5 protein-coding genes are annotated in these 7,181 nt (G+C 38.1%); all 5 read left to right on the plus strand.

Annotation, left to right across the window (positions count from 1 at the left end; genetic code table 11):
- Positions 1 to 309 precede the first annotated feature (309 nt).
- The 5 genes from HX005_RS18220 to HX005_RS18240 all read left to right on the plus strand — a co-directional run bounded on the left by HX005_RS18220 (position 310) and on the right by HX005_RS18240 (position 7,149).
- The gene (locus HX005_RS18220) at positions 310 to 3,993 is read left to right on the plus strand and encodes an ATP-binding protein (protein WP_286378437.1); all 3,684 of its coding nucleotides are present in this window, start codon (positions 310 to 312) and stop codon (positions 3,991 to 3,993) included.
- A gap of 12 nt (positions 3,994 to 4,005) precedes the next feature.
- On the plus strand, positions 4,006 to 4,644 hold the full coding sequence (locus HX005_RS18225) for a hypothetical protein (RefSeq protein ID WP_286378438.1): 639 nt from the start codon (positions 4,006 to 4,008) through the stop codon (positions 4,642 to 4,644).
- Positions 4,641 to 5,885: a hypothetical protein gene (locus HX005_RS18230; RefSeq protein WP_286378439.1), complete on the plus strand. Its 1,245-nt coding sequence runs from the start codon at positions 4,641 to 4,643 to the stop codon at positions 5,883 to 5,885. Before HX005_RS18225 ends, HX005_RS18230 begins: the two co-directional genes overlap by 4 nt.
- A 12-nt stretch (positions 5,886 to 5,897) precedes the next feature.
- Positions 5,898 to 6,770, plus strand: a complete 873-nt coding sequence (locus HX005_RS18235; RefSeq protein ID WP_286378440.1) for a DUF7281 domain-containing protein — start codon at positions 5,898 to 5,900, stop codon at positions 6,768 to 6,770.
- Positions 6,771 to 6,864: 94 nt separating this feature from the next.
- Complete coding sequence (locus HX005_RS18240) at positions 6,865 to 7,149, plus strand: DUF6088 family protein (RefSeq protein WP_286378441.1); 285 nt, start codon at positions 6,865 to 6,867, stop codon at positions 7,147 to 7,149.
- The last annotated feature ends 32 nt before the right edge of the window (positions 7,150 to 7,181 follow it).

Below are 7,181 nucleotides of genomic sequence, written 5' to 3' on the forward strand. Positions count from 1 at the left end.
TTTAAGTTTCCGTCCTCACTTCAAGAGATTTGTATTGCTAGGTGTTACATTTTTTTTGACACGATTCCCTTAGGCACTCCCCCTAAATTCATGCTAAAAAATGTAAGGTTTGTTGGCTTAGTAATTGGTTATCTCAAGCATTAGTCCCTAAATCTATTAAATTTTTTGATACTATCTTCTAAGATTATCCAATAATGCATGTGGCAAAATGTATTACTAGGTTTGAAAAAAATCATTGGGTACTTTAATAAGATAAAAGGGTAGATTGCCCTAAGCAATATTGAATAATCCTTCTGGGGATAACGTTAAATGAATGACTTGCATGAATTGAATGGCTTAAAAAACATTTATCTCTATGATTCATACTTACCAAATAATTCTACAAAAATTGAATTGGGTGAGGGGAATTCTAATTTAACGGGTGCAAACGGCGCAGGAAAAACATCCACCTTAAATTTAATCCCAATATTTTTTGGGGCTCGGCCTGATCGATTAATGGATCGTTCTGCCAATAAACTCAGTTTTACAGATTATTACCTTCCAAATCCACGTAGCATGATTGTGTTTGAATACAATACACCGATGGGGCTGTGCTGTGCGGTTTTTTACCGTAATCAGGATAAACAATGCTATCGCTTTATTCAAGGCAGCGCATCTGAGACTGTTTTTTCAAAATCTTCTATAGAATTCCATAAGGAACACCAGACTGTAAAAAGTCTGTTGCAAGAAATTGAAATGAAAGGTTATTACGTCAGTAAACAGATCGACAATAGTCTGGATTATGTAGCGGTTCTAACTAATGATAAAAAACGTCTGAATCGTGATTTCAAACTGAGGGATCTTGCTTCTATTTTCTCTCTTAGCGGCAAAGGCCATGAATTAAAGCATATCGGGGCATCCACCCAGATCACCTTGAATAAAACCAACTTGTTAGATAACTTCAAGCTCATGTTGGTCGATGCTTTTTTAGAAAATGAGCAGATGATGAATCAGCGCTCAAATACGCTGAATTCTTCCAGCCTCATTTCGGATATTCAGACATTACGGGAATTCGATAAGGAAAAGCCAAAACTGCAACTGGGGATCGAGCAACGACGCGCCTTAATGCAGACTTACGCTTTACTGGAGGCTTATCGAGGTCAGGCAATCAAAAAACTAGAGATCAATAATACGACAATCGCACAGCTTCGTTATCAGAGAAGCCAAGCTATTGAGCATGCTAGAGCTGAATTAAAGGTGATTGAAAATGAGATTATTGCGAATAGCTCAAATGAATCACGTGCAAAAGGTGAGTTGGAAGGCTTACAACATGCTTTGGCCTCTATAGAGGAAAATGAGAAAAATTATAAGAATCAGGATATTCTGAAAAAGCAGGAAGAATTCAATAATCTTGCCAAGTACAAGCAGGAAGCTGAAGATGCCCGCCGTTATGTGGATGAATTAGAGAAGAACCTGAAAGAAATTGTTCATAAATTTGAAAAACTTAAAAATAATGCCTTGGAAGAAAAAGACCGGGATTTAGCTGCTATTCATGAAGGTAAGAATGAGGTTTCTAATTTACTACACAATTTGCAACAGGATAGGTCTCATGCTGTAGATCAACTGGCTTTGGCTGAAAAGAATGAGCTCAATGCTTTCGAGCAAAGTAAACTGGAAGAGCGCAAAATTTATGAAGATGAGGTTGATCATTGCAATAATTTGATTGCTGAAGCAGTAAACCATACACAGGAAGAACAACAGCAAATTGAAGAGTACCAGCTGAATCTTCAAGCACTCCAAAAGACCATGCGGGACAAGGAGCAACAACTCAACGCGGCGAACACTCATTTATTGCGCCTAAAAAGTGAGAACACTCGAGCCAAGACAGATCTTGATACAGCCAAACGCCATTTAGATAAATCCACGCAAACAGAACATCAGTTAAGAGATATCCTGTATCAGAAAAATACATTACTGAGCTTCCTGAAACAGTGTCCCGATGACAACTGGAAACACAACATTGCCAAACTGATTAATCCCAAATTATTTTTGCATACCGGGTTAAAGCCTTACTGGGATTCAGAACAGCAAACTGGAACTGGTGGCTTTTATGGCCTGCATCTTGATACTTCTAAACTGGAGCTGCCAGTTGAAGCCGAGTCACTCAATGAATTAGAGCAACGCCTTGCACAGGCGATTAGCATTCTGCAAGATGCCAAAGAGAAATACACTAGCAGTGAAAAAGCAGTGGCCGCATCTGCCAAAGCAGTTCAGGACTTTGAGCTGAACCTCATCAAGCTGCAGAATGAACTGCGTCAGTCCCGAGACACATTTGATAGTACCCAGCGTATATTTGAGCAGTATAAGCAAACTGTTCAGATGAATGTGGCAGAGCGGAGAAAATTAGCCGAGGGACAACGTGATCAAGCTCGTCAGCGACTAAATCTATTTAATGAACAATTAAATGTGGAACGCCAAATGATTCATGATCGTTTTGGCAACGAAAAAAACCAAATTCAGCAGAGTTATGATTTCAAAATCAAAGAACAATTAGAACGCAAGGCCATGCTGGATGAAAGATCCAAGTCTGTTGTTCAGAAATATAATAATAAAATCATAGATCTGGAATCTCTGCGTAATAGTGAATTACAACAAAAAGGCTTGGATACTGCAGTTTATCAAAAGGCACAGGATCAGCTAAAACAACTGAACCATAAATGCCATATTGTGAAAGATTATGAAACCATCTTGATGCAGTACAAGGTTTGGTTTGAGCAGGAATATTCACGTAAAACGGGTATCTGCAGCTTAATCGGCAATCTCGAACAAGAAATTTATGCCTTCAGACAAAACTTTGACAAACTGACTATCAAAATCGAAAAACTCAAAGAACATTCACGTCATGAAGTTAATCTTATTGAACGCAATCTTCAGCAGGTTGAAGAGGAAAACACCAAGATAGCCTCTTTAAGAAACCGTGTTAATTCAGTACTGGAAGGTATCCCGCAGATTGAACAGCTTGAGGTTGCTGAGCCGGTTAGTTTTGAATGGTTTTACCGCAATACGGAGGATCATCTCAATCGTCAGAAAGAACAGCTCAAGGAGTTGAAGCAATCCCTCAATACCGTACTCAGCATTCTACGCCAGAATACTGATTTCGAGCTCTACAAGCAGTGGGAAAACCGTATGGCGCTGTTAGGTAATGTGAACACCACCACATATGATCTTTACGGTATGAAAGAAATCGAAAATATGCTGTTGGTGGATATCCCTACAAAAGAAAACCTTACGATCAACAGTTTTAAACTGGCTGCTTATGATTTACGTAATTATGGGCAATCTTTGGCTAAATTCCGCCGCAAGCTGAAGGCGATATCTAACGACCTTACGGAGCAAACCAATACAACCAATCCATTCACAGCATTAGGGAATATTCAGATTGAATTGCTCTCTGTACTTGATGGCCTCAATGTCTATGAACAGTTGGATCGCTTTGAAAAAGATCTGGATGAAGAATCGATCCAGGAATCATCTCAGCTCATACTACCGAGTGAGAAGTTAATACGGTCATTTGAATCAGCTGTTAAAGCATTAGAAAAGTCGAATGTTCAGACTGACGATATTCGCTCTTTAGTCAAACTGCGGATTAGCTATGAAGAAAATAACCGCAAGGTCTATGTGAACAATGATTCTGATTTGCTTTCCGGCAGTAGTACTGGCTTGTCACGATTAATTGTCATTATTATCTTTACGGCTTTAACACGAAAACTATGTCCAGATATCAATACAGTTATCCATGTACCACTCGATGAAATCGGCCAGTTTGATTCACAAAATACAATACGATTATTCGAGTTGATGCATAAGCAGAATATTTATCTGGTCTGCGCTCAGCCGAACTTATCCAGTGAATTAAGTGAAAGTTTTGTGCATAAGAATGATATCGACCGAAACTTCGGTATACGCAAGTTTAAAACCCAGAAGAACGAAAAACCTAATCCGCTTTTAGCCTAGTGGGGACCTATTATGCAAATTGCTAAATCAATTTTTTCTAACATTGTAAATGTTTTAATTTCTGGGGGAATTATCGATGAGCATGTCCACAAAGATCTCTACCACAAGCTCCAAGATGATCTGGTCTTGGAGGAAATAAATAATTATCTCGATTGGATGGGAAAAAAGTGCATCCGTACCAAAGATAATTATGGGTTTTACTGTGTCTTTAGTGAAAGTCGGAAGAACAAAGAAACCCGTGAACTCCTGAGAAAACAGTTCAGCGAAATTGTTTCGAAAATGGAGCCCTTAAATGATTGGCTTCGCTTATGCCGTTCAATCAAAGACAATAGCCGTATTATGCAATGCGGGGATACAGTGACTTATGGTGAACTCATCACTGAGGTTGAACGATCTCCACTGATTATGTCACAACTTAAGGAGTTGGTCATTAAATTAGGTAAGGCATCCACCTCTCCTAAAGAGCAGATTAGCTCTGTGCTTCAATACCTTGTCAGCAATCAATATTTACATCCAACCGGCAACACTGGCACGACTTATATTGCGACAGCAAAGTGGTCCGTCTTTTATGATGAGCTGGAATACATCTGTACCTTTAATGGTATCAATTACGATGAAATGCCTGAACTGGAACAGGGCGAGCTGATATGAGTGAGTTGGAATATCCGGCAGCCAAAGCGGCGAAAGCGCTCAACAACTACATTGATAATATCGGTAATGCGATTGTATTTAACAACGCAATTGTGCCTGTAACTGATGACAATGAGTATTTAATCAAAGTATTGAATAAAGCCGAACTTGGCTATTTCAACACTGAAAAAAATGGCTTTAACTTATACAACCACGTGATTTCATTCGTAACCTATTATGAGAAAAAACGTAGGGTTACTGACAGCTCTAAACAGATTCACAAACTTATTTCAGACATTCGTGCCAATATCAGTGAATTTGAAACAACCAAACTCAAAAGTGTAGAAGATGCTGAAATTTATAAGGATGAAATTAGTGAAGCTATTGTTGAATTAGCCAATACTATTTTTGAGAGCTGCTATGATTTCTCCACTCAGGCACTTCAAGATCTGGCATTGTTTAACAATCTTGAGGTCCGTATTCAACGCATTGAAAAAACCATCAGGATTTTAAGTTCACTGACTGAAGTGATGGGCGCACTTTCAACCAACGCAATGCTTGAGCTTGGTGCTTCAGATAAAGATCTTGAAAGTTTGGTGGTAACTAAGCTGATCCCAGTATTCATTATCTGTAGTAAAGAGGTGAAATACAGTGCTTCTAAATTAAACAAGCAGTTGTTTGATTGGAAACAGGAATTATCTTCGCAGAAAAAAAGCAACATGGTGGATGCTTTCTACCGCTTTTTAAAAGGAAAATCTGCATTAAATTTAGAATTTGATGAGACGACGGCATCAGAAGTCTTTTATCGTGTGCCACGCAGTGAATTGATTAGCTATGCAGATCTGGATGCTGAGGAAGAACAGGAAACGCTGCGTGAACTTGGCTCAAAAGCCTTTACCAAGCGTGAAAAACGGATAGATCAGAATAAAGATCGAGAAAATCTGCCAGATGTTAAAGAAGGAAATGAGGTTGTTGAGCAGCCCTTAACTGCTTTAGAGATTGCTATGAGTAATTTCTTTGAAGCATTGCTTGTGGATGGGGGCAAACATCAGCAATTGAGTGGTGTTGAAACATATGAACTGCTAATGCCAGGATGCGATATCGATTTTTGGCTGATCGCCTTAACCAGCCACTATAGAAACCATTTCAAAAATAAATTGAACATGCAATTTATCGAAACGATAGATCCTATATTTGATGGAAATAGTTGTGTATCTGATGTCATCATTTCTCGAACTGATAAATTGCAACAGGTTGCGTGATAGGAGAACTTAATGACTTTTGGCTTACGCGAACTCTCCGTCATTCAGACGGCGTTGCAATTAAAAAAACGGTCTATGGCTTTCAATAAAACCTGGCAAAAAGTTCATCAGGATTATCAGATTGGTACGGTTCACGGTAAGGAGCTTCACCTTACCTCTAAAGAACTGGAATATTTGGAATGCTGTATCTATGCAAAACAGGTTAAGGTCGCTCCTGAACAGTCTCTTAATTTAGAATCTGATCGTATGGACTTGTTAAACTTTTTGAAAGATGAAAAGTCTGGGGGATATTCTGTATTCGGCGATCAACTTGTATTTGCATCAGTGTATGCAAAATTGCCATTAAAACAGGGGGATGTAGTCATCGGTTATAAGGGCTTAGTTCCTACAGTTCATGCCAATGAATTAATCTTCAATAAAATTGAAAAATTGATTATCGTTGAAAATGGAACAATGCTGACCAGACTGTTTGATTGGTATGAACAGCTACCTGAAGCATGGCAAGACAGTTTATTTTTATATCGTGGTCAGGGGCAAAATGCACGTCAGGTGTTTGAATTGCTGGCCAAACTTCCTGACCATACAGAAATTTCCTTTTATGGTGACTTTGACCCGTTCGGTTTGAACATTGCTGCCCATTTCCTTAAGCGTAGAACAATGTCTATCTTGATTCCTGAATGCTGGAGAGAAATCACCCGGAATCATCTGGACAATAACCCTAGTAAATTTTTTGAACAGATTCATAGTAGTCATGACCTTTCTACTGATACTGCTCAGCCTTTGCTCATTAGGGATTTGTATAGGCACATATACATCAATCAAATTGCTCTCATGCAAGAAAATGTGAATAGGTTAGGGCCTCTAAGTGAATTAAAGATGGACTGAAATTAAGTTGGTATCTATTTTAAAAAATATTTAAATAAAAATATTTAGTGATAAATTGTTTTTAACTGCAATATTCAAAAGGGATTTATTAAGAGTGGAAAAAATATTTTTACAAATACAGAAAATGAAAGCTGGTCATGTTTTTGTTATTAATGATCTGATTTATTCTTGTAGTAAAGATAATGTGTATAAAGTTTTGAAGAGGCTAAAAAAAGATAATATTATTAATGTCGCTTATAAAGGTATATATTACAAAATAGAATATTCTGAATTTCTAGGCGGAAAGCCGTTACCGCCAGATACTATGGATGTGATTAAAAAGATAATTGAAAAAGGCTTTGTTGCACAAAGATTTGAAATGCAAAGCGCCCCTAATTGAGCCAAATTTAAGGCGTAACTTGGGTAAGTGGT

This window comes from Acinetobacter sp. R933-2 (assembly GCF_030325485.1).
GTDB lineage: Bacteria > Pseudomonadota > Gammaproteobacteria > Pseudomonadales > Moraxellaceae > Acinetobacter > Acinetobacter sichuanensis.

Bases quoted from the DNA above. Each gene is read 5' to 3' on its own strand.
- HX005_RS18220 (WP_286378437.1), top strand. From the start codon at position 310: ATGAATGACTTGCATGAATTGAATGGCTTAAAAAACATTTATCTCTAT.
- HX005_RS18230 (WP_286378439.1), top strand. From the start codon at position 4,641: ATGAGTGAGTTGGAATATCCGGCAGCCAAAGCGGCGAAAGCGCTCAAC.
- HX005_RS18225 (WP_286378438.1), top strand. From the start codon at position 4,006: ATGCAAATTGCTAAATCAATTTTTTCTAACATTGTAAATGTTTTAATT.
- HX005_RS18235 (WP_286378440.1), top strand. From the start codon at position 5,898: ATGACTTTTGGCTTACGCGAACTCTCCGTCATTCAGACGGCGTTGCAA.